This window comes from Haladaptatus sp. HS23, assembly GCF_056892285.1.
On the sequence record NZ_JBXGLH010000003.1, the window covers coordinates 155,749 to 178,120 of the forward strand.

Consider the following 22,372-nt stretch of genomic DNA (forward strand, 5'->3'; position numbering starts at 1 on the left):
CTCGGAAATTTACATCTCGGGGTGCGTCGAAAGACAGGCGTTTCCGATCGTTCAGCCGTACGGACAGGGAACGAGACGCCGCCACGGAGGCCGATAGATTCGTAACCGTCACCGTAGAGTGCTGAATGGACCGAATGAGTTCCCGTTATGTCACGGTGTCGCGCTCGACGGACGCGTTCAAAGTCGCCGTCATCGTCGCCAGTTGGGTCCTGTTGGCGACGACCGTACTCGCACACCAGAACGGCCACCTCTACCCGTATATTCCGGCCGGTGTCGGCGTCGTCATCCTTCTTTTCGCCGCCTACGTCGTCTCCGTCCCGTCGGTCCCTACCCTCCCCGTCCTGGGGGCACTCGTCGGCCTGAGCGTTTACTACCGGGCGGTCATCGTCTCGTTCGCGGGAAGCTACATCGGACTGGACCCGGACAAGTATGCCGCCGCCATCGTCTCGTTACAGGAGATAGGTCGGGTGTCCACCCTCGATTTCGAGTTCTACGGCAAGGCACCCCTGTTCCTCGTCTCGGGGGCGCTGACGGGGGACGTGATGGGCGTCGACGCGATGCACATGTTGGACGTGTACGCGTTCGTCTTCGGCGCGCTCTTTCCCCTTCTCGCGTACGTCATCGCACGCCAGCTATCGGGACGCCGCGCCGGACTCTACGCCGCGCTCTTGGTCACCGTCGGCACCGCGTCGGTCCTCTACGTCATGGTCCCGATAGCACAGACGCTCGCGGTCGGTATCTGGATACCGTTCCTCTACGTTCTCGGTCGATACCTCCGACACAAGCGGACCCCGGACCTCGTGTTGACGTTCGCCTTCACCGTCGCGTTAGTGTACATCCATAAACTGACCGCCCTCCTCGTCTTCGGAACCGTCGTCGGGAGCGCCGTCCTCATCCTCCTCCGGTCGCGGGAGTGGTTGGACGAACCGTTCAAACGGGTGACGACGCCATCGACGCTCATGGTGCTCACCGTCCTCTCGGGCGTCCTCGTTGTCGTTCAGCTGACCGTCATCACGGACTTCATTATCGGCGTCGTCGGCCGCCTCCTCTTGGCGCTTCGGGTCACGTCGGAGACGATGGTACACGTCACTCCGAAGGCGGCCACGCCCGTCGCCTCGTCGCGGACGGACTTTCTCGTCCGGCGGGCGTACGGACTGACGCTCGTTCCGCTCGCTGGAATCGCGTGGCTCGTGCTCGCGTGGCGGGCGAAATCGAACGGGGTACGGACGGTGTTGGCCGGAATCGCCGTCTGTATCGCCCTCACTGCGGTCGGTGCCGTGAGCGTTTCCGCGGTGAACCCGTCCCGGATGTACTTCTACGTGGAACTCCTCCTGTTCGTCATCGTCGCCGTGGTGCTGGCGAATCGCCACGCACCCGACCGACGCCGAAGCGTTCTCGCCGTCGGCGTTCTCTTCTTGTTGTTGACGGCACAGTTGGTGACGCCGTTGGCCATCCCCGACCATCCACAGAGCGAACGCCAGTACCTCACGTCGGAGGAAGTCGCGGCGAAACGGTTCAGTAGCCACGTCCCCGGCGAGATAGCCACGGACCTCTACTACGCGAAATCGACCGTCAGACTCCACGAACCGGACGCACAGACCTACGAGTACATGGACGAGGAGTTGATGAACCGGACGGCGCTTTCGGGAACGAGCGGATACATCGCCTATCGAACGCAGGCACGGGTGTATCGGCTGTACGGCGAGATGCAAGGAAGATGGTCGTTGACCTACGACCCGGAGGCGGATTTCGACCGCCGCCACGACCGCGTGTACTCGAACGGCGGCGTCGTCATCTATCGACGGTGATCAGGCGGTCGTTTCCAGCGTCGATACCGTGTCCTCCATCCCGTCCAACATCGCCAGCAACTCGGCTTTCGAAAGGCGTCGCGCATCCGCCGACGTGTACTCCCCGGCGAGCGCCTTCCCGTGACCGTCGTCCGTGTCGGGCATCGACCTGTCGTTCGGATAGAGGACGAAGCGGTCGGGTTCTTCGATGGCGTGTTTCACCTCGTCCTCGGACACGAGTTTTTCGTGGTAGCGTTCGGTCGGCCCGGACCCGACGACCCTGGTCGGAATCTCCTCGGGTCGGTAGCCGAACTCCTCCGCGTAGCGCTCCCGGAGCGCCTCAGCCAAGGTGCCGAGTTTGAACGCGGGCATCTTGCGGACGACGACTTCGCCACCGCTGGTCGTCCCGAACGTCTCCACGACGAACTCCGCGGCGTCCTGCGGGCGCATGACGAACCGGGTCATCTCCGGGTCGGTGACGGTGATGGGGCCGCCCTGTCGAATCTGGTCGATGAACACCGGCACGACGGACCCGCGCGTTCCGAGGACGTTCCCGAACCGAACGCAACCGAACCTGACGTTTCGACCGTTTTTGCTCCCGTTCGCGGCGACGGTCAATCGCTCCGATAGGAGCTTCGTCGCGCCCATCGCGGAAACTGGGTTCGACGCCTTGTCCGTGCTGACGGCGATGACGGCCTCGACGTTCGTTTCCATCGCGGCATGGAGCACGTTCTCGGTCCCCTCCACGTTCGTCCTGACGGCTTGAAACGGGTCGTGTTCGACGATACCGACGTGTTTCATCGCCGCCGCGTGGAAGACGACGTCGATATCCCGCATCGCTCGTGCCATCTCGTCGAACTCACGAACGTCCTTGTACGAGGTTTCGACGCGACGCGGATACCGTCGTCCCAGTTTCGTCTCCATCTCGTGGAGTCGTCCCTCGTCGTTGTCGATTACGCGAACCACTTCCGGCCCGTCCTGCAACACGCGGTGGACGAGCGCCGACCCTATCGAACCACACCCACCGGTGATGAGCACACGCTTACTACTCAAATCTGTCATTTTTTCTCCCCCGTTCGTCAAACTACTTACCATACCTTATCGGTTTTGCCCGCAGCGAGGGTCCATTCAGCCGCAATATGTGCTAATTTCTCCAAATAATATCAAAAAATACCCTATTTTATCGGGGGAGTACGAAACCGACGATACCCTTCTCGACGCATCACACGCTGATCTCCGAGTGGACGACGTAGTTCGCGTAGAAGTAGAGAACCGCGAGCGGGAGGTACGCGGCGAAAATCCGGTCGAGGACGACGACGCTCGTCGCGACGCCCGGCGAGACGCCCAGCGCTACGAGGACTGTCGTTCCGGTCACTTCCGTAACTCCGATGCCGCCGATGGAGATGGGCAACACCGTGACGGAGTAGATGAGCGTCGGGATGAGGAGGTAGAGGAGGGGCGACAACTGGAGACCCTGACTCGTTCCGATAATCCCGAATCGGACCCCGGAGAGGACGACGAAGGAGACGAACAGGAGGGTGACGGAGACGAGTTTGTTCCGCGAGAACGCGTCGTACTGGGCGTCCGTCGTCGTGGAGAGCAGTTTCGGCGCGCGGTCCGAGACGAATCGGGGAAGGTCCACGCGCGTCATCAGAAGCGCCCCAATCGGGACGGCGAGGTACACCGCGGCGCTCAGCAACAGAACGAGCGTGATGTTCCGGCCGAGTTGGTCGAGAACGAAGAACAGTCCTACCAGCGCGACGACGCCGTTGATGACCGCTATCATCTGCACCTGAACGCCCTTGATGACGAACGCGCTCCGTAGTTTGATGCCCGTGTACTTGTTCAGGATGAGCGGCGTCGTGGCGAGCGTGCCGAGTCTGGTCGGCAGAAACGAGTTGACGACGAAATCGACCGTATCGACCTTGAAAATCGGGAGGAAGCGAATTTCCTCGTACTCCCGATACAGCAACTGCAGCGACAGCGAGGTGAGGAGGATGGGCAACAACACCACGGGAACCACGAAGGCGAGATAGATGGGCTTCATCCGAACCATCTCCCGAGCGGCCCGCCCGACGGGGAACTTCCACAGCAAGTAACCGAACGACCCCACCGTAATCACCACTTTCAGAGCCGTCAGTACGTACGTCCGTCGGTCGGTCATAGTCGTCTCTCCGCTGATGTCCTTCCCACTCCCATACACGTCCACCGTCCGATAGCCATGCGACAGGAGACACAATCAATGTTTCCGCCACTCTCGCGCGGTTCGATGACCGATTCCACGGCGGACAGTCAACGGAAGTACGTGACGAAGAGGGTGCGTGCGATGCCGATTCCGTAGCCGAGTTTGGGCTTTTTCGTCGTGCCGGACTGTCGCTGTTCTATCGTCACGGGCACCTCTTTCATTCGCAGTCCGTTCTTGCTGACCTCCACGAGGATTTCCACGGCACAAAAGCGGTCCTCGGTGAGCGAGATGGCACCGAGCGCGTCACTGCGAATCGCCCGGAACCCGTTCGTCGCGTCCGTGATGTTCGATTTCGTCATCAGGTTGGTGAGGGTGGTGAACAGCCAGATGCCGCCGCGCCGGACGACCCCGTTGCCAGAGGCGTCGGACCCGAGGTATCGGGACCCGATAACGTACTCCACCTCGCCGTCGATTATCGGGCGGACGATGCGCTCCAACTCGTCGCCCCGATGCTGTCCGTCGGCGTCCATTCCCACCACGATGTCGGCATCCATCCGTCGTGCGATGTCGAAGCCCGTTTTCAGCGCGCTACACTGACCGATGTTGACCGCGTGTTCGACCACCGTGATACCCCCTCGCCGTGCGACCGCGGCGGTATCGTCGGTCGAGCCGTCCGAAACCACGAGCGGAACGACGGTGTACCCCTCGATGGACTCCGGAAGCGTCTCGATGACGTCACCGATGGAATCCGCCTCGTTGTACGCCGCGAGGACGACCCGGATGGTCTTGTCGTCCGTCCCGTCCATCCGAACATCGTCGATTGCGAGTTCCGTGACGAGGGAACTCATCTTCTGCTTTCGCCGTCCTATCCGTCGCCAGATGGCGAACAGGATGTAACAGAGGACGACGATACCCAGCACTCCGACAAGCGCGAGCACGTCGAATCGAACGCCGACACCGTCGGCCTCCGCCACGCCGCCGAACACGACGACGAGAACGGCGACGAACAGCAAAGCGAGGAGTTCACGGCGCTCGAAGTGCGTCCTATAGCGGGCGAATCCGAGCAGCGTAGTCGCCACCGCTACCGATATGTACAGCAGCCATCGAACCATTGCACGCGAGCTACCATCCGAAAACCATTAACGTTTCTCGGCTCCGTACCGCCGCGTAGCCCGTAATTCCAAGGTCGGGAGCGATGTCGAAGATACCACCTACGTCTCCCTACCCGTTTCCGCGTCGTAGGTCGGAATCGACCGTTCCGACGGCGTTTCCGACGGGTCCTCGGATTCGGGAACCACGTCGATTTCGACGTAATATTTCCGCCCGTCTACCTCGAAGAAGGCGTTTCGGAACGGCGGAAACGTCAGCGCACGGAGACGGTCGATGAGTTCACCCACCCGCATCTCCTCGTCGCGGTTTAGCTCCCACAGGTCGACGAAGTCGCTCTTCTCGTGGTACGTCCCGGACGAGGACTGTTCGACGGCCTCGGCACCCGATTTCAGGTCCGGCCACACGTCCACGAACTGCTCGCGTTGGGCCGCTTCGAGACGATTGTACAGGTCCTTCGCCGTATCGTCCGGGGCGATTTCGACCCGACGGCGGTCGATGACTCCCCCGCCGTCGATAGTCGGCGTCATGTAGTGGATCGAGACGCCCGCCGGATTGTCTTCCACGATGCTCCACACGTTCGGGTTCGCCCCTCGGTTGTACGGGAGATAGGACTTGTGGAGATTGACCGCGCCGAGCGGCGGGAGGTCCAAATACTCCTCGGGAACGATGGCCCGGAACCCGGCCGAGATGAGGAGGTCCGGTTCGATGTCGTGTAACGAAGAGAGCCCCTCCTTCGTCTCGATTATCGTAGCGACAGTCGCGTCGGACCGGTCACTGAGCCAGTCGGAAACCCATTCTCCGATATCGTTTACGCCGAGTAAGGCGACTTCGACCATAGTAACCTCACTACGCCAATGTGTCGCATGAACATTGTGGCGACTCGGTCCAGTGAATGGGAAACGGAACGCGACGGCGAGGATAGCGGAGGTTACTCCCGCTATCATCGTTCCTTACCGGCGGCACTCCACAGGGATATCGTGACAGTTCTCCAATTTCTCTTCGCTTCCGGCACCGAGACGACGGCCGTACTGAATGGTCGAAAATCCGCCAAATAACTAAACGATGAACCGTCGTACGAGGGAAGGATGGCGAGCGAAATCGAACGGGAAGGCAAGGTGTACGAGTTGGCACGACTCGTCAACACCGACAACCTCCAACTGGGGGAGAACGTCGAGATAGACGATTTCGTCCTGCTGAACGCCGGGAGCGGGACGTACATCGGGGACAACTCGTGCCTGCACGCCGGTTCGAAGGTCATCGGTGGCGGCAAACTGTACGTCGGGGACAACGCCGTGGTAACGTACAACTGCGTTCTCGTAACGGGCTATCCGAAGTTCACGTCGCACATGAGTTCCCGCGTTCCCGCCGAGGAGAAAGACCGGATTCGGGGGACGATACGCATCGAGGACGAGGTCTTCGTCGGCTCCGGATCGGTCATCATGCCAGACGTAACCCTCGGAGAGGGTGCCGTCGTCGGTGCGCTCTCGTACGTGGACGAGGACATCCCACCGTGGACGGTTCGCTATCCCGATGGTACCGAGGTCGAGCGCCCACAATTCGAGCCGTACTGGGATGTCTTTTCGATATCATCGTCGAAACGAACTGCGGGCGTCCTGCCACAAGCATCATATATTCGGTCGTTGACACCTGATGCAGAATGGGGGGCACGATTTCCGTGGCGGAGCCGGTACTGGGGGAAGAGGAACGGGAAAACGTTGCAGCGGTACTCGAATCCGGTCGGTTTCTACAGGGACCGTTCGTCGAAGCGTTCGAAGAGAAATGGGCGGAGTCGGTCGGAAGCGACCACGCTGTCGCGGTCAGCAACGGGACGGTGGCGATTCAGCTGACACTGAACGCGCTGGGATTGGAACCGGGCGACGAGGTCATCGTTCCGAGTCTGACGTTCGGTTCGACCGCGACCGCCGTCGTCCACCAAGGTGGGGTACCCGTGTTCGCGGACATCGACCGGGACCTCTACACGCTCGACCCCGAGGACGTGGAACACCGCATCAGCGACCGGACCGCGGCGCTCCTTCCCGTCCACCTGTATGGCCATCCGGCCGAGATGGACGAACTCCTCGCGCTCGCTGAGGAGTACGACCTCGCGGTCATCGAGGACGCCGCACAGGCCCACGGCGCAGGCTACAAGGGAGAGACGGTGGGAAGCATCGGCGATGCGGGCTGTTTTTCCTTCTATGCGACCAAGAACATCACGACGGGGGAGGGCGGCATCGTCACGACCGACGACGACGAACTCGCGGAACGAATCCGACTCCTTCGAAGCCACGGAATGGCCACTCGGGACGAACACGAAGCCCTCGGCTACAACTATCGGATGAACGAACTCAGCGGCGCTATCGGCGTCGCACAGGTTGAACGCCTACCGGAACTCAACGCGCGACGGACCCAAATTTCCGAACGACTGCGCGATGAACTCGCGGACGTGAACTGGCTTCGTCCCGCGACGATTCGGGAGTACGTGGACCACGCCTACTTCTGGGCACCGTTCGAGGTTCGCACGGAGCGCATCGGCATGTCGGGAAAGGAGGTGTGGCGCGCGCTGAAAGACGACGGGGTGGAGACGCGCCACCGGTACACGAAACCGCTGTACGAACAGTCCATCTTCCGCGAACACGAGGGCTTCAACAGCGAGTTCCCGTGGTCCGAAAACGAACACGACCACGAGTACGACGAGTCGCTTCCGGTGGTCGAATCCGTCGCCGGGAACGTCATCGGACTCCCGAACCACCCGAACCTGACCGAGGACGAAGTCGCGCGCGTCGTGGCGGTCGTCCGTGACTTCGCGGACGACCGGCAGTCGGAGCGATGACGATGGCTGGAACGGACATCTCCTCGACTCCGACGGTCAGCGTCACCGGCGCGGGGGGATACATCGGCAGTTGCGTCGTGAACACGCTTCGAGACCACCATCCAGACTGGGACGTTCGAGCGTTCGACAACTTCTATCGCGGCGAGATCCACCACGTCGGCGGCGTGGACGTGGAGTGTCTCGACGTTCGGCGGCGCGACCGACTCGAAGCGGCGTTGGACGGGTCGGACGTGGTCCTCCATCTCGCGGCCGCGAGCGACGTGGACGCGTGTCGAAACGACGAGGAGTTCGCGCTCGAAACGAACGTTCACGGGACGACCAACGTGGCGTGGTTCTGCAAGCGGACGGGTGCCGGATTAGCCTTCCCGTTCAGCATGGCCGTCCTCGGCGACCCCGAGGAGTTCCCCATCACGGTGGACGCGGCACGGCAACCGATGAACTGGTACGGGGAGACGAAACTCGTCGGGGAGCGAACTATCGAGTCTCTGTCACGAGCGGCGTTCCCGGCACACCTGTTTCTCAAAGCAAACGTGTACGGCGAACACGCCGTGGACGAGCGTCGAATCTCGCGGGGGATGGTCATCGAGTTCTTCGTTCGGCGCGCGTTCGCCGACGAACCGATACCGGTGTACGAACCGGGAACGCAGGCGAGGAACTTCGTTCACGTGCAGGACGTCGCGGACGCCTATCGGCGGAGCGCGGAGCGATTGGTAGCGGAAACCGAGGAGGGGCGGACCGGCGTCTCGAAGTACGAGGTAGCGAGCGACGAGGAGTGGACGGTCATGGAGTTAGCGGAACTGGTCCAGCGGTCGGTGGCCGCCGAGACGAGAACGGAACCGACCATCGAACTCGTCGAAAACCCACGCGGGGACGAGACGCTCGTCACGGACTTCGCCGTAGACATCTCCACTGTGCAAGAAGAGTTAGGCTGGGAACCGACGCGCTCGATTCGGGAATCGGTCGAACGACTCGTCCGTCGAAGAGCGGAGTAGTCACCGTCGTTAGCCTCGAACGCGTATCCAAATGTGCGTTCGCCGGTAGGCGTTCTCCGTCGAGGGCGATGCCGGCGGGCGACCCCGGAAGAGGAGGAACGAGAGTCGAAGCCGTTCGCCGGTCATCGTCGGTTCGATACTCCGGTTCTCGACGGCCGTTCGGCCCTGCCCGACGGAGACGTGAAACCGTTGGAGCCGTCGCTCCGCCGTTACCCGCATCGACCCGTCGTTTCGCTTCACCCGTTGTAACAGGACGACGACGGTGTAGTTCGCCCGCTCGCGCTCGTGATTTTCGATTCCGACCCGGAGCGATTTTTGGGTTCCTCTCGTGAAGTTCCGCGGATACGCGTCCGTAACCGTCGCTCCCGTCTCGTTTTTCGTCCCGAGGTAGAGTTCGGTGAACTGCTCGTCGCTTCGGGGCGTCGTCGTCGTGTAGACGATTCCGGCGGAAGCGACGACGAGACTGACGACGAGGAGGACGTTCAACGGACGGGCGCGTATCGTGTCGCTCGAAACGGAGGATTTGAGCCGGTCCGAGACGAGTCCGTGCTGGACCGAGAACCGTTCCGACTCCGGGAGTGACCGGCGACGGAACGCGGCGATGAGCGCACAAACGACGGTAAAGCCGCCGACACTGAGCAGACTCGGCCCGAGTCGTAACCCCCACGGGGAGTAGCTGAGGAGGTATCCGATGAGGGGAACGACCGCCAAACTGGCCGCGATAGAGAGCGTGAGGCGTTCGATACCGTCGATACGGCGATGGAAGACGCCGCTGGAATCATCCCGCCCCCGTCCGTCTTCCGACGGGTGTTTCCCGCCTTCCTCCGGAAACAGGGTCGCGACGAGACAGTAGCCCGGCAGGAAAAACAGAAAGAGGAATCCCAAAACTAACCGTACCGGCAGCAGGAGTTCGATACCGAGGCGGACGACGCCTGCCGTCAGCAGAACGAGCGCGATGGCGGCGGCGAGGTCCGCGGGAAACCGGCGAACGCGGCGTGGCAACAGCAGCCACAAGTCGGATCTATCCATCATCTATCTCACTGTCAGTGTCGAACGCGAACATCCGGGCGTGAAACCGCTATCCGCCGAGTCATCTCCGGACGTTCCGCCCGAATACCCTCGTCGGTACCACCGTTCCGTCTCGCCCGTTCCCACTCGCGTTCCCCCCAACCGTCCGTAGTGGTGGGGTTCACCTACACCGACGACCTAACTAAAGATTGGGGTCCGGACTCCCCTGTCCGGCGGTCTCGGTTACATGAAAAGCGAAACGACAACGAGTTAACAGCCCTTTTGAAGCTTGTATCGCTGATACACTGCCGTCGCACGCTGGATGAGACTCCGTTTTTGGTCCGCCGGCATGTCGCTGGAACGGATTCGCTCGACACCCTGTTTGTACGTCGCATGGAGTTCACTGCACGACATCGATCCGAGTTGAGACGCCGAACTCCCGAACGGTGCTTGCATCGAAAGGCTGTTCGACTGCGCCGCTGGCCGCTCTTGCCCGGCCGTCGTTCCGGCAAATCCTCCGACGAGGAGGCCGGTGGCGAGAAGGACGACGAGCGAGTGTTTCAGTGCAGTTTGCATGTTGTGACACGGGAGCCGAAACTCCCTGCCAGTGGGACACTGAGTCGGGACTTCAATCCCGACCACCGTTTTTTCGGCGCCGTTTCGTTCTCATCACCGTAACGGCAGTTCTGTTGGACGTACACCACGTTTCGAGCGATGGCGACGCGGGTAAGCACGATTACGCGGGGACGAAACGATGAGTTTTCCCCCATCGGTTACACCCCCGATGTCGAGTGTATCTCTCGACAGGAGAACCGGATTAGCAGCGAACGGAGGGTTCAGAGGTACGTCCTCAGTCGAGGAATTTCCCTTCGGATGCCGAACGAATCAGAACGGTCGTTTCGACGGCCGTTACTCCACGGTGACGCTCTTGGCGAGGTTACGCGGTTTGTCGATGGCGCGACCCTTCTCCTTCGCCACGTGATAGGCGAACAACTGTAGATACACGTTCGCGATGACGGGTTCCATCAGACCGACCGAGGGCACTTCGAACATCGTATCGAAGACGGGGTTCGGTTCTGTGTCGGACGTGACGCCGATGACTGGGGCACCACGAGATTCGACTTCCTTAACGTTGTGGAGCGTCTCGGCGGCGTTCGTCCCCTCCGTGAGTATCGCGATGACCGGCGTCTTCTCGGTCACGAGCGCGAGCGGGCCGTGTTTGAGTTCGCCACCCGCGAAACCCTCCGCGTGTTCGTAGGATATCTCCTTGAGCTTGAGCGCGCCTTCGAGCGCGACTGGATGGCCGAGCCGACGGCCGATGAAGAAGAACGAATCGCTGTCGGCGAACGCCTTGGCCTCGCTCTGTACCGATGTTTCGGCGTCGAGTACCTGCTGAATCGCGCTCGGCATGGCGGACAGTTCCTCCAGAATAGTCGTCCGTTCGTTCGACGTGAGCGCGTTTCGTTGCTCCCCCAGATACACCGTGACCAGCGTCAGCGTCGCCACCTGCGAAACGAACGTCTTGGAGGCCGCGACACCGATTTCCGGTCCGGCACGGATGTAGACGGTTTCGTCCACCTCGCGGGTGACGGTCGAACCGACCGTGTTCGTCACCGCGAGCGTCCGAGCGCCCGCACCGGCGGCCTTGCGAAGCGCACGGAGCGTATCCGCGGTTTCGCCGCTTTGTGTGACTGCGACGACGAGCGTCCGCCACGGGTCGCGATTGGCTTTGAACTCGTACTCGCTCGCGATGTGAACCGAGACACGAACGTCCGCGAACTCCTCCAACAATCCGGCGGCGTACAGGCCCGCGTAGTACGACGTTCCGCAGGCGACTATCTGAATCTCGTCGAGGGAGCGACAGTACTCCTTCGTCAGCGAGAGGTCGAGGTCGACCGTTCCGGAGAGTTCGTCGATACGACCCGAAAGCGCCTGCCGTACCGCTCGGGGTTGCTCGTGAATCTCCTTTCGCATGTAGTGTTCGTAGCCGCCCTTTTCCGCCGCCTCGGCGTCCCAATCGACGGTTTGGCGGTCTCGCTCGACGACCTCGCCCCCGTTGATAATGGTCGCTCCGTCCTCGGTGAGGTGTGCGATGTCGCCGTCTTCGAGGAACGTCACCGTGCGCGTATGCTCCACGAACGCCGTCACGTCGCTTCCGAGGAACGTCGCGTCCTCGGCGTGGCCGACGACGAGGGGGCTGTCCTGCCGTGCGGCGACGATGCCGTCGTAGCCGACGGCCGTGACCGCGATGGCGAAGCTCCCCGAGAGCATCGAGACGACCCGTTTGACCGCCTCGCGGAGGTCGACATCGCCTGTTAGAGCGTCCTCGATGAGGTGTGCGATGACTTCGGTGTCCGTCTCGCTCGTGAACTCGTGGTCGGGAAGGAGGTCCGTCTTGAACTCCTCGTAGTTGTCGATGATGCCGTTGTGAACGACGGCGACTTGGTCCGAACAATCGGTATGCGGATGCGCGTTGCGCTCCGTGGGTGCCCCGTGGGTACTCCATCGGGTGTGGCCGATGCCGCAGGTGGCGTTCGACATCGAGGGAACGGTGAGATTATCGATTTCACCGCTCCGTTTGTGTACCCGTAACGAGTCATCGAGGAGGGCGATACCCGCCGAATCGTAGCCGCGATATTCGAGATTTTTCAAACACTGTGCGACGATGGTCGAGCAACTGTCGTTTCCGATGTAACCGGTAATTCCACACATAACTATCCTCTCCGTACAATCGCGCCGTCTTGGGTCCGCTCTCGAAGGGTGGTTCCGCTCTCCGCCGTCACCCCTTCGCCGAGAATCGTCCCCGGGGTGATGGTGACGTTACCACCGATTTCGGCGTTGTCTCCGACGAGGCCGCCGAACGTCACGTCGCGGTGGACCGTCTCCCCGAGAGTAACGTCGGTTACGCCTCCTTCAATCGTCGTGTTCGGCCCGATGGTAGCGTTCGCGCCGACGACGCAGTTCCGAACGACCGCGCCCGGTTCGATGGTCGCATCCGGGAAGATGACGGCGTCCTCGACGACGGCGTTCGCACCGACAGTCGCGTTCTCACCGAGCGAGGTCCCTCGAAGGACGACAGCGCCGGCGCACACCGTCACGTCTTCGCCCACCGTTACGTCGTCGTGGATGACCGCCGTGGATGCGACGTGCGACGACAGAGTGGGGTCGGAGTCGTCAGCGGACACCTGTTTGTCCGAAACGTAGCTGTTGAGCCACAGCAAATCCCATGGGTACGAGATGTCGCCCCAAAGGCCATCGTACGGAACCGCGCGGAGAGAGTGGGTTTCCGCGTAGTTGCGCAGCGTTCGCGTCAACGCCAGTTCCCCGTGACTCTCCGTTTGACGAATCGCGGCGAAGATGTCCGGGCCGAACACGTACACACCGGCGTTGATTAGTTCCGACGTCGTCGTTCCCGGCGTCGGCTTTTCGAGGATGTCGGTGATGTTCTGGCCGTCGAATTCGACCACACCGTACCTGTTCGGCGTTTCGACCCGCGTCGTCGCTATCCCTGCCGACCCCGTCTCCCCGTGGTCGGCGATGAGGTTCTCGATGACCGACGGTTCGATGTATCGGTCGCCGTTCAGCGCGATGAAGTCCGACCCGATGTACGATTCGGCCTGCAAGAGCGCGTGTCCGGTTCCCAACTGTTTCTCCTGCACCGCGTAGGTGATATCGACGCCCCACTGACGACCGTCGCCGAAGTACGTCTGAATCCGCTCGCGGTGATAGCCGACGACGAGGACGATTTCGTCCACTCCCGCCGCGGCGACCGATTCGACGACCGATTCCAAGAGTGGCTTGTTGCCGACCGGAAGCATCGGTTTCGGGCGGCGGTTTGTGAGTGGCCGAAGCCGCGACCCTTCGCCAGCAGCGAGAATGACCGCTTTCATCATCAGTAACAGGCCAATCCTACAGTATATCTCTTTCTATTGACAATCTGATGGGTTAGTTTCGTGACTTTCCCCGGAATATCTTGTTTCGGGTCGGGGAGACAAACGACCGGGAACGGAAACGACAGTAGCCCTCCGAGATAAGGGACCGATGGACGAACGCCCCGACATCGGCCCGTCTCTCCAGTTCGCCTCGTGATAGGCCTACCCTCGTTAGGGAGCGCCTTCGGTTCTACGCTCGGCCGTCGTTCTGCCCGATTCCGTATCCCGGACAGATATGCTATAGCGACATATAATTTATGAATCCGCGGCGGCGGAGTGGAAAGAGCACAGAACTCCACGTTCACACCTCGCCGGGAACGATACGCGCCGCAAAGTGTGACGATTCGGTCGGGTAGACGACCGAGGTTGGAAGCCACTTACAGCCACCTCCGGAACCCATCCAGCGGTTTTTTAACTCGGCGCTTGGACATAGTCGTGATGAGAGTTAGCACGACCTGCGGAACGATACGGCTATTCGACACGGACGTCGGTACCGACACGAAATCAGCACCAGCGCGTTCGGAGGGATACTGACGATGGAGGAGATCAACACCGACGCCGCGCCGCCGAGCATCGGCCCGTTTTCCCAGGCTATTCGCGACGGTGACCGGATTTACGTCTCCGGGCAGGGACCGGTGGACCCAACATCGGGAAACATCGTCGGCGATACAATCAGGGAGCAGACGGAGCGAACGCTCGAAAACATCGACGCCGTTCTCGGCGCGGCGGGGCGTTCGCTGGACGACGTGGTCAAAGCGACCGTATTCGTCCAGAACATGGACGACTACGACGAGATAAACGAGGTGTACGCGGACCAGTTCTCCGCGCCGTATCCCGCCCGAAGCGCGGTTCAGGTCGAGGACCTGCCCATCGACATCGGCGTCGAAATCGAGGTCGTGGCGAGCGCCCGCGAGGAGGAGGCGTAAAAGCGGTCGCAGTTCGCCGCGGCGAAACCGCACGCAACTGGTTGCCGTTCCGAAAATCGCTCCCTGCTTCTCTCCCGCCGGTTCTTTCCACCACATCCATCGATACGTTCATGGTCGCAGCCCGTGCATCGATACCACGCCACGACTATGCCCGACATCGAACGCGGAGCGAGCTATTTCGGCGTACAGGACCCGGAACACGCGGCGGACGACCTCGAACGACTGTACGGGGAGGGGTTGACCGCCGTCCTCCATACATTCAGCGAACGTGACCAAGCCTTCTACAGCGAGACGGTGAAGGACATCGTCGCCGCGAGTCACGACCGGTCGCTGTCCGTCTACGTCAACCCGTGGGCCGTCGGCGGCGTCTTCGGCGGCGAGGAGTTCTCCCGGTTCGTCGCGCACAACCCCGACAGTCGACAGGTCCTCTCCACCGGGGAGCGCGTGCCCGCCGCCTGTTTCAACGACCCGGCGTTCCGCGAGTTCATGCGCGAGTGGACCCGCGACGCCGCCGGACTCGGCGCGGACGTCCTCTTCTGGGACGAACCCCACTGGCACAACGTCCAATGGTACGGCGACGACCATCCCCGCGACGTGTGGTGCTGTCGCTGTGAACATTGCCGGGAGGGATATCGCGAGGAGTACGGCGAACCGATGCCTGCGACGGAGACGGAAACCGTCTCGGCGTTCCGGGAGGAGTCGATGCTCGACTTCCTCGACGAACTGATGGCACTGACCCACGAGGAGGGCGCGGAGAACGCCGTCTGCCTCATGCCGACGGGGTCGGCGGACCACGGGCCGCGAAATTGGGCGCGGCTCGCCGAAAACGACCACATCGACGTACTCGCCACTGACCCGTACTGGGACGCCTTCGCCGAAGACGCCGACCCGGCCGAATACGTCTCCCGGTTCGGACGGGAAATAGTCGAGCTCGCGGACAAAAACGACCTGCGGAGCCAGTTGTGGATTCAGGGCTTCGGCTTGAGCGGCGACTCGGCGACGGAGGAGGTTCGAACGGCGACGCGAACCGCGCTCGAACTCGGTACCGACAGCGTGTTCATGTGGGGGTACGACGGCTGCCGAACCATCTCGGAAATCGCCTGCGAGGACCCGATGGCCGTCTGGAACGCGTATTTAGACGAAGTGAACTGACGAACGCGGGACCCGATTTCGCCGCCGTACGGGGTTATTTGTAGGTGGCCTTCGAGGATGTGGTATGTCGATTGCGAACGTGTCAGCCATCCCCGTAGAGATGGGTGTCAAACCGCTCGAAGACGAACTTGGCCTCGCGCCCTACGTGAGCAACCACGACCAAGTGGAATCGGTCACGCGAATGCTCGTGAAAGTCGAAACGGACGAGGGGATAACCGGATGGGGCGAGATGCTCGTCGGAATGAAGTCCGCCGCGGTGACGAAGGCTGTCGTGGACGACGTCATCGCCCCGGAACTCGTCGGCCGCGAGGTGGGCGACATCCGCGATTTCGTGGAGTCGTTTTACTTCCCGTACGTGAAGGTGCGACCCTTCGTCGGGGCCGTCGAAACCGCGCTGTGGGACGCCTTCGGGAAGAAAGTGGGCGTGCCCGTCCACCAACTACTCGGCGGGAAGACCCGCGAGACGGTGGACATCGCCACCTGCCTCGGTATCCTCTCGCCGGAGGAGTCGCGGACGTACGCCCGACGCGCGGTCGAGCACGGCTTTTCGACCCTGAAGACGAAGGCCGGACCGGACTGGCGCAAGGACGTCGAACGAATCCGCGCGATGCACGACGAAGTGGACGGTCAGTTGGAGTTTCGACTCGACCCCAATCAGGGCTGGGCCTTCGAGGACGCGGTCCGGGTCGCCACCCGACTCGAAGAGGAGGGAATCCTCCTCCAGTACCTCGAACAACCGGTTCGAATCGACACCTACGGAACGTACGCATCGCTCCGTAATCGCGTGCGGACGCCCGTGGCGGTCAACGAGGACACGTACTTCCCGCGCAACCTCCGATTCCTGTTGCAGGCCGACGCCATCGACGTGGCCGTCGTGGACCTCGTGCCCGCCGGCGGCATCCTCGCCGTGCGCGAACAGGTCGCCATGGCGGCCAATGCGGGCGTCTCGGTGTCCCACCACTGCGGCTTCGACCTCGGCGTCAAGACGGCGGCCATGCTTCACACCGTGGCGAGCACACCCGGCATCAACCTCCCGCCGGACAGCACCTACTACGGGTGGGACGACTACATAATCGAGGAACCGTTCGAAGTCGAGGACGGCGCGCTCCCGGTTCCGGACGGGCCGGGACTCGGGGTGACGGTGGACGAGGAGAAGGTCGAACGGTATCGGTGCGACTGAGTCAGTCGCCGTCCGCCGTCTCGCGTGGTGCTGTGGGTTTTCCGCTCGCGCTATCGTCGGAGAGCGGTTCGCTCTCCCAGTAGTCGTGGTCCGCTTCGTTGCGGAAACAGGCGGTCCGTCGCCCGTCGCCCTCGTGGTCGGTGAGTTCGGGACACGCCCGTGCACACGCGGTGCGTGCTTCGGGACAGCGCGTGTGGAACCGACAGCCGGACGGCGGGTCCACCGGGTCGGGAATGTCGAGTGAGCGAATCGGGGGATCCGAAACGCCCTCCGACCGGTTTCTGAGGTCGGAAGTGGCCCAGAGAAGCACCTTCGTGTACGGATGCTGTGGATTATGGATTATCTGTTCGGGCGTGCCGATCTCCACGAGTTCGCCGAGATACATAATTCCGATACGGCCGTTCGCCCGCTGGGTGAGGTGTTTCGCGTTGGCGAGGTCGTGTGAGATGTACAGGTAGGAGGTATTGAACTGCTCTTGCAGTTCGAGCATGAGCTCCATCATCTCTGCACGTAGTGAGACGTCGAGAGCGCTGATTGCTTCGTCTGCGAGGATGAGGTCTGGGTTCATCAGCAAAGCACGGATGAGCGCCACACGCTGTTGTTCCCCGCCGGAAAGTTGATGAGGATACCGCTCGGCGTAATCCTCCGCTGGAGCCATGCCCACGTATTCGAGCAGGCCGTAGATACGGGCGCGACGGTCTGCCTCGCTCATCTCCGGTTGCCAGCGTTCCAGTGGGTCGGCGAGGCTCGACTCGACGGTGTAGTTCGAGTTCAGCGAACTGCCGGGGTCCTGATGAATCATCTGAAGCGAGCGGCGTATCTCACCCGCCGAATACTCGCCAGCTGACTTCTTCCGCCCGAACAGACCGCTGGATTCCTTGGTTTCCCACACGTTCTGACCGCGGTACAGCACTGTCCCCTCCGTCGGGCGCTGGACGCCGATGGCCGTCTTCCCGAGCGTCGTCTTTCCACACCCAGACTCGCCGACGAGCGCGACGATGTCGTTCTCGTAGATGTCGAGGGTCACGTCGTCCACCGCGTGGACGGTCTCCGACCCGGCGAGGCCGAACAACTGTTCCTTCTCGAAGTGGACGCTCACGTTCTGCAGCGAGAGGAGCGGGTCGCCGCGACGGGTACTCACCGACGTTCACCTCCGCTGGCGTCGGCGGTGTCCGGCGCTTCCGCCGACTTCGGCGGTTCGTCGAGCAACAGCGGAACGGTTTCGCGGGCTTCCTCGGGGTAGAAGCAGGCCACTTCGTGACCCTCGGCCACGTCGCGCAGGTGCGGGTCTTGGGTCTCGCACGTCCCGTCGGCCAACGGACAGCGCGGGCTGAACGAACAGCCGGTCGGGAGGGAGACGGGGTCGGGACTCGACCCTTCGATTCCTTCGATGTCCATCGCCCGGTCGGAGATGTTCGGGACGGCGTTGAGCAGGGCGCGGGTGTAGGGGTGAGCCGCGTCGTCGAGGAGTTCGTCGGTCGGGCCGAGTTCTACGAGGTCGAAGGCGTACATCACGGCGAGGCGGTCGGCGAGGTCCGCGACCAGCGGCAGGTCGTGGGTGACGAACACCATCGTCAGGTCGTACTTCTCTTGTAAGTCCTCGAGCATACTAATGATGGAGCGCTGCATGAGCAGGTCCAGCGCGGCGGTCGGTTCGTCCATCACGACGACCCTCGGGTTGAGGATGAGGCCGAGAGCGATGAGCGCCCGCTGTTTCATCCCTCCCGACAGTTCGTGGGGATGGGAGCGTAACACCTGCTCGGTCGGCAGGTAGAGGTCCGCGAGGAGTTCGCGTGCGAACTCCATTCCCTCCGAGACGTCCGCGCCGTGTGCGCGAAGCGTCTCCTCGAAGTGGCTTCCGATGGTCATCGTCGGGTTGAACGCGCTCTGTGCACCTTGGATGACGAACGAAATTTCGTTCCAGCGGAGCTTTGTCAGTTCCTCGTGGGAAAGGGAGAGAACGTCAACCGGTTCGCTGCCGTCCGGCGGATGATAGATGACTTCTCCGTCCACCTGTCCCGGCGAGACGATGGCATCCAGCATCGCGGAGGCCAACATCGACTTGCCGGACCCGCTCTCGCCGACGACACCGAGCACCTCGCTCGCGTGGACGTCGATGCTGACGTCCCGAAGGACGCGGGAGTCCCCGCGGTCCATGCTGAACGAGACGCTGGCGTTTCTGACTTCAAGGATGACGTCCTCCTCGGACGGGGTTTCAACGTCCGACGTGGACCGGAATTCGGTTGCCATCGGTGTCACCTCCGGCCGCCGGTTTTGTGGAACCGGTCGGTGCGTGGCGCTCGGTTGGCGTGTGTTGCTCTGTCGGCGTGTGTGGTATCGAGGGTGGACATGGATTCGAGTGGTGAGTGTCGTGTCATCAGTTGTACCCTATCAAGCTGAGTCCGAGGCGACCGAGGATGGCGTAGATGAACGCGCTCGTGCCCCAGATGGCTAACATTCCGGCGAGAACGGCGTGCGTCAGCGAGGGAAGGAGATAGCTAGAGAGGAGTACGGCCAACAGCCAACAGACGACGCCTAACGCGACGATAAACGTGAGGAACGACCGTCTGATGGCGAGCAGGAGGGACACCGACTGTCCGTGCTCGTCCGTGACGGAGGTACTCATTCGTCGCCTCCGGCGGTTTCGTGGCGTGCGCGAAGGCGGACGTTGAACACCCGGTCGAGACCCTGTGCGAGCAGGATGAATCCGAGCGAGATGAGGATGATGAGCGCCATCGGCACCAACAGCCAGTGTATCTGGTCGGGGTTCGTCAGGTTCGCTTGGTTGTACGCGTCGTTCATCATCAACCCCCAGTTCAGGTTCGACCGGGGGAGGATACCGAGGAAGTACAACGCGACGGACTCGAAGATTATCTTCCGTGCGCTGGTCGCGAAGTTGACCGAGATGTACGGCATCAGGTTCGAGACCACGTCTTTGCGGAGGATGTGGAACTCCGACAGACCCATGATGCGCGAGGCTTCGGTGAACGCCTCCTCGCGGATGCTCAACACCTGCGACCGGACCGTCCGCGCCAACGTGGGCCAGTTGTCGATGCCGAGGATGAGGCCGACGACGAAGGGGCGTTCCGGTTGGTAGATGCTCGCCAGCACGATGACTAACGCGATGCCGGGAATGGTGAGAACGACGTCCGTGAGCGTCATCAACGCGGAGTCAGTGCGACCGCCGCGGTAGCCGGCGACGGTCCCGATGAGCGTGCCGAGACAGACCGACAACAACGCGCCGGCGATGACCATCACCAACATCGCGGGCGTCGCGTGGACGACCTGTTTGAAAATCGACTTCCCCATCACGCCAGTTCCGAGCGGATACGCCCAGTCTTGGAGCGGCGGGAGGAATATCGGCCCCTCCATCACCGTGGCTTTCTCGACGAGGACGATGCCGAACGGTTCCACGGCGATAATACCCGTGAGGACGAACCCGAGGAGGATGAGCGACCCGACGAGTGCCCGCCAGTCGTCCAACAGGACCGCGATGGGCGCGTAGACGTGCCGGTCGAACGACCGTCGAGCTTTCTCGCGGGGGGTCAGTTCGGGGACGTTCGACGTTTGCGTGAAGATGCTCTCGTCCACGGGCTGGGAACCGGACCGCCTGTTTGTTCCGCCGTCGGTTCGTGGGAATTCGTCGGTGGTCCGGGGAGAGCCGTCGGTGCGTGACGTTTCTGCGTCGTTCCCCTTAGTAGGCTTCACGTTCGCTCCCTCCTTTGACGCGGGGGTCGATGACGCCGTACGTCAGGTCGGCGATGAGGATTCCCAAGAGCGTGATGCTGGTGAAGAAGATGAACGACCCCATGATGAGCGGGTAATCGCGGTTCAACAGCGCGTTGTACGTCACGAGGCCCATCGCGGGATAGTTGAAGATGGTTTCGAGGATGATGCTGCTCCCGAAGATGCCCGCGACACCCATCATGATACTCGTGTAGACGGGCAACAGCGCGTTGCGGCCGACGTAGCGGATGGCGATTCGCCCCTGACTGATGCCCCGGAGTCGAGCGACACGGATGTAGCCTTCGCCCATCTCGCGGATGCAGTTCCCTCGAAACGCTAATGCACCGCCGAATCCGGCGATGAACGAGGAGAGCACGGGAAGGATGGCGTGTTTGACGACGCCGACGATGAACGGGAGGTTCAGTCCGGCCGTCGTATTCGGGTCCATCCGTCCACCGCTCGGCAACCAGCCGAGGGAGAACGAGAAGACGATGAGTGAGAGGATGGCGACGATATAGTACGGAACGGTCGTGTTGGCGATGGAGAATATCGTCATTCCGGTGTCGAACGTGCTTCCCTCGTTGTACGCCATGACCGCACCGAGCAGCAGACTGACCGTCGTCCCGAGCGCGAGGCCGTAGATGCTGATAAATATCGACCACGGCATCGCCTCGAACAGGATGTCGAAGACGGGGCGGTTCTTGAAAATCGACCGTCCGAAGTCCTGATAAACGATGACGTTCCGGAGGTAATCGTAGTACGCGACGTACCAGGGTTGGGACGGGTCGATACCCGTGTACGTCTGCACCATCGCGTTGATACGGTCCATCTGCTGTGGCGACGGACTGTTGCCCTGCTCTATCATCTGTTGCATCAGATGGATTCTCACCATCTCGACGGGTCCGAACGGTAACATTCGGTACAGGGCGAACGTCACCGTGAGTGCCAGCAGGAACACCAGCACTGACTGGCCTATCCGCTTCGAATAATACATCGTGCTACTGTGCTTGTGTTTCTCCCACCGCAATAAAGGTATGGGAGGGATTCTCTGTAATAGACGGTTTCATTACGTCTGCGGCCCATTGACGGGTATGGCGCTTCTCACGCGACTCCGCGGGTTGTTCGGGAACGACTCGGACGACGGGGAGACGTACGGGTGTATCAGATGTGGCGCGACGTTCGACCGGGAGTACTACGAGTGTCCCGACTGCGGGGCCACACACGCCGTCGCCCGGACGAGCGACGAGGAGACGACGGGGCGAAACGCTTAATTCCTGACGTACGAGTGGCTCGAACGAACAGATGTCCCACGCACCCACCGTCTTCGATTACGTCTGCTCGAACGCCGATAAGTTCGCCATGTTGCTGGCGTTCGAGTGTTTGGCCGGTTTCCTCTCGATACTGCTCTTTCTCTGGTCGGAACCGGGAACGGCGGCACATGTCGTGTCCGTCCTCAATGTCCTCGGTGCGGGCACACTCGGCGTCGGAACGGCGGCGCTCCTCGTGAAATGCCATCGAAACTGAGGACCGGAAAAACCGCGAGT

The 22,372-nt window shown here is 61.8% G+C and carries 22 protein-coding genes and 1 pseudogene; 9 read left to right on the plus strand and 14 right to left on the minus strand.

Going from position 1 to position 22,372, the window contains the following annotated elements:
• Positions 1–134: 134 nt before the first annotated feature.
• Positions 135–1,808: a hypothetical protein gene (locus AC1XDK_RS11220; protein ID WP_483349993.1), complete on the plus strand. Its 1,674-nt coding sequence runs from the start codon at positions 135–137 to the stop codon at positions 1,806–1,808.
• Here the strand turns inward: AC1XDK_RS11220 and AC1XDK_RS11225 are convergent, their stop codons facing one another.
• The 4 genes from AC1XDK_RS11225 to AC1XDK_RS11240 all read right to left on the minus strand — a co-directional run bounded on the left by AC1XDK_RS11225 (position 1,809) and on the right by AC1XDK_RS11240 (position 5,918).
• On the minus strand, positions 1,809–2,849 hold the full coding sequence (locus AC1XDK_RS11225; protein ID WP_483349994.1) for an SDR family NAD(P)-dependent oxidoreductase: 1,041 nt from the start codon (positions 2,847–2,849) through the stop codon (positions 1,809–1,811).
• A 160-nt stretch (positions 2,850–3,009) separates the two neighbouring features.
• Positions 3,010–3,951: a lysylphosphatidylglycerol synthase transmembrane domain-containing protein gene (locus AC1XDK_RS11230; RefSeq protein ID WP_483349995.1), complete on the minus strand. Its 942-nt coding sequence runs from the start codon at positions 3,949–3,951 to the stop codon at positions 3,010–3,012.
• A gap of 128 nt (positions 3,952–4,079) precedes the next feature.
• Positions 4,080–5,084, minus strand: coding sequence for a glycosyltransferase family 2 protein (locus AC1XDK_RS11235; RefSeq protein ID WP_483349996.1), 1,005 nt, complete (start codon positions 5,082–5,084; stop codon positions 4,080–4,082).
• Between the two features lie 99 nt (positions 5,085–5,183).
• The gene (locus AC1XDK_RS11240; RefSeq protein WP_483349997.1) at positions 5,184–5,918 is read right to left on the minus strand and encodes a methionyl-tRNA formyltransferase; all 735 of its coding nucleotides are present in this window, start codon (positions 5,916–5,918) and stop codon (positions 5,184–5,186) included.
• A gap of 510 nt (positions 5,919–6,428) precedes the next feature.
• Between AC1XDK_RS11240 and AC1XDK_RS11245 the strand changes: the two are divergent.
• From AC1XDK_RS11245 to AC1XDK_RS11255, 3 genes and pseudogenes are all read left to right on the plus strand, one after another.
• Positions 6,429–6,563: pseudogene (locus AC1XDK_RS11245) on the plus strand (acyltransferase); the annotation flags it as partial.
• Positions 6,564–6,739: 176 nt separating this feature from the next.
• Positions 6,740–7,912 (plus strand): DegT/DnrJ/EryC1/StrS family aminotransferase, encoded by a 1,173-nt coding sequence (locus tag AC1XDK_RS11250; RefSeq protein WP_483349998.1) that lies wholly within the window; start codon positions 6,740–6,742, stop codon positions 7,910–7,912.
• Between the two features lie 2 nt (positions 7,913–7,914).
• Positions 7,915–8,904 (plus strand): NAD-dependent epimerase/dehydratase family protein, encoded by a 990-nt coding sequence (locus AC1XDK_RS11255; protein ID WP_483349999.1) that lies wholly within the window; start codon positions 7,915–7,917, stop codon positions 8,902–8,904.
• A gap of 9 nt (positions 8,905–8,913) precedes the next feature.
• Here AC1XDK_RS11255 and AC1XDK_RS11260 read toward each other — a convergent pair whose 3' ends face one another.
• From AC1XDK_RS11260 to AC1XDK_RS11280, 5 genes are all read right to left on the minus strand, one after another.
• Positions 8,914–9,936, minus strand: a complete 1,023-nt coding sequence (locus AC1XDK_RS11260) for a DUF1616 domain-containing protein (protein WP_483350000.1) — start codon at positions 9,934–9,936, stop codon at positions 8,914–8,916.
• An 11-nt stretch (positions 9,937–9,947) separates the two neighbouring features.
• Positions 9,948–10,097 (minus strand): hypothetical protein, encoded by a 150-nt coding sequence (locus AC1XDK_RS11265; protein WP_483350001.1) that lies wholly within the window; start codon positions 10,095–10,097, stop codon positions 9,948–9,950.
• An 85-nt stretch (positions 10,098–10,182) separates the two neighbouring features.
• Positions 10,183–10,488 carry a hypothetical protein gene (locus AC1XDK_RS11270; protein WP_483350002.1) on the minus strand — a complete coding sequence of 102 codons (306 nt, stop codon included), beginning with the start codon at positions 10,486–10,488 and terminating at the stop codon, positions 10,183–10,185.
• 333 nt (positions 10,489–10,821) lie between these two features.
• A complete protein-coding gene (glmS, locus tag AC1XDK_RS11275; protein ID WP_483350003.1) occupies positions 10,822–12,624 on the minus strand; it encodes a glutamine--fructose-6-phosphate transaminase (isomerizing) in 1,803 nt (600 codons plus the stop codon).
• 2 nt (positions 12,625–12,626) lie between these two features.
• Positions 12,627–13,802 carry a sugar phosphate nucleotidyltransferase gene (locus AC1XDK_RS11280; protein ID WP_483350004.1) on the minus strand — a complete coding sequence of 392 codons (1,176 nt, stop codon included), beginning with the start codon at positions 13,800–13,802 and terminating at the stop codon, positions 12,627–12,629.
• A gap of 578 nt (positions 13,803–14,380) precedes the next feature.
• Between AC1XDK_RS11280 and AC1XDK_RS11285 the strand changes: the two genes are divergently transcribed.
• From AC1XDK_RS11285 to AC1XDK_RS11295, 3 genes are all read left to right on the plus strand, one after another.
• The gene (locus tag AC1XDK_RS11285; RefSeq protein ID WP_483350005.1) at positions 14,381–14,770 is read left to right on the plus strand and encodes a Rid family detoxifying hydrolase; all 390 of its coding nucleotides are present in this window, start codon (positions 14,381–14,383) and stop codon (positions 14,768–14,770) included.
• A gap of 147 nt (positions 14,771–14,917) precedes the next feature.
• Positions 14,918–15,922 (plus strand): hypothetical protein, encoded by a 1,005-nt coding sequence (locus AC1XDK_RS11290; protein WP_483350006.1) that lies wholly within the window; start codon positions 14,918–14,920, stop codon positions 15,920–15,922.
• Between the two features lie 64 nt (positions 15,923–15,986).
• A complete protein-coding gene (locus AC1XDK_RS11295; RefSeq protein WP_483350007.1) occupies positions 15,987–17,102 on the plus strand; it encodes a mandelate racemase/muconate lactonizing enzyme family protein in 1,116 nt (371 codons plus the stop codon).
• A 1-nt stretch (position 17,103) separates the two neighbouring features.
• Here AC1XDK_RS11295 and AC1XDK_RS11300 read toward each other — a convergent pair whose 3' ends face one another.
• From AC1XDK_RS11300 to AC1XDK_RS11320, 5 genes are all read right to left on the minus strand, one after another.
• Positions 17,104–18,243: an ABC transporter ATP-binding protein gene (locus tag AC1XDK_RS11300; RefSeq protein ID WP_483350008.1), complete on the minus strand. Its 1,140-nt coding sequence runs from the start codon at positions 18,241–18,243 to the stop codon at positions 17,104–17,106.
• Positions 18,240–19,352, minus strand: coding sequence for an ABC transporter ATP-binding protein (locus AC1XDK_RS11305; protein ID WP_483350009.1), 1,113 nt, complete (start codon positions 19,350–19,352; stop codon positions 18,240–18,242). The genes AC1XDK_RS11300 and AC1XDK_RS11305 overlap by 4 nt, the downstream gene beginning before the upstream one ends.
• Positions 19,353–19,479: 127 nt before the next feature.
• The gene (locus tag AC1XDK_RS11310) at positions 19,480–19,728 is read right to left on the minus strand and encodes a hypothetical protein (RefSeq protein WP_483350010.1); all 249 of its coding nucleotides are present in this window, start codon (positions 19,726–19,728) and stop codon (positions 19,480–19,482) included.
• Positions 19,725–20,810 carry an ABC transporter permease gene (locus tag AC1XDK_RS11315; RefSeq protein ID WP_483350011.1) on the minus strand — a complete coding sequence of 362 codons (1,086 nt, stop codon included), beginning with the start codon at positions 20,808–20,810 and terminating at the stop codon, positions 19,725–19,727. Before AC1XDK_RS11315 ends, AC1XDK_RS11310 begins: the two co-directional genes overlap by 4 nt.
• Positions 20,797–21,822: an ABC transporter permease gene (locus AC1XDK_RS11320; protein WP_483350012.1), complete on the minus strand. Its 1,026-nt coding sequence runs from the start codon at positions 21,820–21,822 to the stop codon at positions 20,797–20,799. Before AC1XDK_RS11320 ends, AC1XDK_RS11315 begins: the two co-directional genes overlap by 14 nt.
• Before the next feature lie 97 nt (positions 21,823–21,919).
• Between AC1XDK_RS11320 and AC1XDK_RS11325 the strand changes: the two genes are divergently transcribed.
• Positions 21,920–22,099: a hypothetical protein gene (locus AC1XDK_RS11325; protein ID WP_483350013.1), complete on the plus strand. Its 180-nt coding sequence runs from the start codon at positions 21,920–21,922 to the stop codon at positions 22,097–22,099.
• A gap of 31 nt (positions 22,100–22,130) precedes the next feature.
• Entirely contained in the window at positions 22,131–22,352 is a 222-nt protein-coding gene (locus tag AC1XDK_RS11330) for a hypothetical protein (protein ID WP_483350014.1), read from the plus strand.
• The last annotated feature ends 20 nt before the right edge of the window (positions 22,353–22,372 follow it).